Raw genomic sequence first — 2,804 nt, 5'->3', positions numbered from 1 at the left:
CCGCCTCAAGCCAGCTCGATCCGGCGCCCTACTGGGTGAGCGAAAAACTCGACGGCGTGCGCGCCTTCTGGGACGGCCGGGTGCTGCGTTTTCGCAGAGGCAACCCGGTGCCCGCTCCAGCGTGGTTCACCGCTGCGCTGCCCCCGCAACCGCTGGACGGCGAGCTGTGGATCGCCCGCGAACGCTTCGACCAGGTTTCGGGCATCGTTCGCAGCCAGCCGCCCAACGACCGCGACTGGAAGCAGGTGCGCTATATGGTGTTCGAGTTGCCCAATGCGCCGGGCAGCTTTACCGAGCGCATTGCCCGCATGCGCACGCTGGTGGAACGGGCGCAGGCGCCCTGGCTGCAAATGGTGCCGCAGTTCCGCGTGCCCAACTCCGCCGCGCTCAAGCAGCAACTCGACAAAATCGTGAAGCAAGGCGGCGAGGGCCTGATGCTGCACCGCGCCGATGCGCCGTATCAAACCGGCCGTCAGGATGTGCTGCTCAAGCTCAAACCCTGGCAGGACGCCGAAGCCACCGTCATCGGCTACACGCCGGGAAAAGGGAAATACGCGGGGCTGACTGGAGCGCTGGAAATGCGCATGCCCGACGGCAAGACCTTTCGCATCGGCTCCGGCCTGAGCGACGCGCTGCGCCGCAACCCGCCCCCCATCGGCACCCTCATTACCTACCGCTACCAGTCGCTCACAGCCTCGGGTCTTCCCCGCTTCGCGCGCTATCTGCGTGTGCGTGCGCCCGAATGACGCCGTGATGTTCGCAACGCGCTAGGAGTCTTTCGGGCTTGGGGCGCGGATGGCGAAAAATGGCGATGGGGATGCCCTGTGGCGGCGGATTTGCCGCCCCATAGCGGGGACTATGGGGCAAAAAGCCGCTGGCGCAGGGCGCCTCAGCGCCATTTTGCAGCCCGCGATCCTCAAGTCCGACAGACTCCTACACCCGCGACGCCAACGCCAGGCGCAGCCCCAAGCCGATGAACACCACGCCCGTCAACCGCCGCACCCAAAGCGCCAGGCGCTGCATCCGCCCCAGATGGCGCGCCCGCGCCGCCGCCCAGGCCACGCCCAGATTGAACAGCGTGCCATTGACGGTGAACACCACGCCGAGCAACAAAAACGCCCAGCCCTGTCCGTGAGTCGAAGTGCCAACGAACTGCGGCAGAAAAGCCAAGAAAAACAACACGATCTTCGGGTTGAGCACATTGGTCAACACGCCTTGCCAGAACACCGCCCGCAAGGGTGCGGCGGCCATGGGCGCTACAACAACCTGCGCCTCAAGCGCCTGCGACCTTGCACGCAGCAGTCCCATGCCCAGCCAGACCAGATAAGCCGCTCCCATCCACTTCACGACGCTGAACGCCAGATCCGACGCGGCAATCAGCGCCGACAGCCCCACTGCCGCCGCGGTGACATGCACCAGACAACCCGTCCCCACCCCCAGCGCCGCCATCGCCCCGGCCCTCACCCCCTGCCCGGCACTGCGCGACACGATGAACAACATATCCGCGCCCGGGGTCATATTGAGCAGCAGGCCCGAGAGCAAAAACAAGGCGAAGTGGTGGATGTCGGGCATGGGCAGCAAGGGCTCAATAGGTTTGGGAAGAGGCGAACCCAGGCTACAACCAGCGGGACCGCTTCAGCCAGTAGTACAGCCCGCCGCACAAACCCAGGGTGAAGACGAGCAATGCCGGATAGGACCAGCGCCAGTCCAGTTCGGGCATGTGATGGAAGTTCATGCCGAACCAGCCCGTGAGCAGCGTGGGCACGGCCAGCAGCGCGGCCCAGCCGGCCAGCCGCTTGACCACCTCGTTCTGCTCCAGCGTCACGAGAGAGACCGAGACGTTCATCGCCGCCGAGAGCATTTCGCGCAGCGCACCCACCGTGTCGTTGATGCGGTTGGCATGGTCGTTCACATCGCGGAAGTAAGGCCGCACGGCCTCGGGCATCACGTCGCCCGGCAGACGCTGAAGCTGCGCCAGCACGTCTTGCAAGGGCGCCACCGCCAGTCGCAGGCGGGTGAGCTCGCGCTGCATCGCGTACAGCCGCTTGAGCGTGCCGCGCCGCCATTGGCGCGCGAAGATCTCGCCCTCCAGTTCCTCCAACTCGGCCCGATAGGCCTCGACGATGGGCAGGTAGCCGTCGACGATGGCATCGAGCACCGCATACAGCGCATACCCCGGCCCCTGCGCGAGCAACGCGGGCGTCTGCTCGGCATTGCGACGCACCGTCGTGTAGCCGGACGAATCACCATGCCGGATGGTGAGGATGTAGTTGCGACCCATGAACACATGCGTCTCGCCGAACCGCACATGCGCGCCGCTGCGCGAGGCCGTGCGTGCCACGACAAAAAGCGATTCGCCGTAAGCCTCCAGCTTGGGGCGCTGGTGCGCCTTGCCGGCGTCTTCCACCGCCAGCGGGTGCAGGCCGAACTCGTGCTGCATCTGCGCCAGCAAGGCCGCATCCGGCTCATACAGCCCCACCCAGACAAACCGGTCGGGCAAGGCGAGCATGTCGCTGATCGCCTCCAGCGCGATATCGCCCACCCGCCTCCCGCTACGGTCATAGGCCACACAGGCGCGAACAGGGTTTTCGATGTGGGGGATGTCAGACGGTGGCATAGGTGGGTTTCATGCGTTCGCGCAATGGGGTCGAATGGTCAGCGAAGAAATGCGCAGCATTTTGCACTGCCGAACGGGCCAACATGATGCAACGTAAGCGTCCCGCCAACCCCTCTTGACACCCGAAGTGAAGGTCAGGTGCTGGCGGCAGGGGTGTTGGTTTTTGCCCAGTTATGCGGCAGCAATT

The 2,804-nt window shown here is 65.3% G+C and carries 3 protein-coding genes; 1 reads left to right on the top strand and 2 read right to left on the bottom strand.

The annotated features are described in order from the left end of the window. Positions 1-746 (top strand): DNA ligase (locus AC2VLV_RS10485; protein ID WP_486989931.1); only part of this gene is annotated, 746 nt, incomplete at its 5' end. A gap of 187 nt (positions 747-933) precedes the next feature. Here the strand turns inward: AC2VLV_RS10485 and AC2VLV_RS10480 are convergent. Next, positions 934-1,572: a LysE family translocator gene (locus AC2VLV_RS10480; protein ID WP_486989930.1), complete on the bottom strand. Its 639-nt coding sequence runs from the start codon at positions 1,570-1,572 to the stop codon at positions 934-936. A 43-nt stretch (positions 1,573-1,615) separates the two neighbouring features. Then, entirely contained in the window at positions 1,616-2,617 is a 1,002-nt protein-coding gene (corA, locus tag AC2VLV_RS10475) for a magnesium/cobalt transporter CorA (RefSeq protein ID WP_486989929.1), read from the bottom strand. Positions 2,618-2,804: the final 187 nt, after the last annotated feature.

Source organism: Thiomonas sp. TH-17, assembly GCF_057473305.1.
This window is presented reverse-complemented; position numbering and strand designations above follow the sequence as displayed.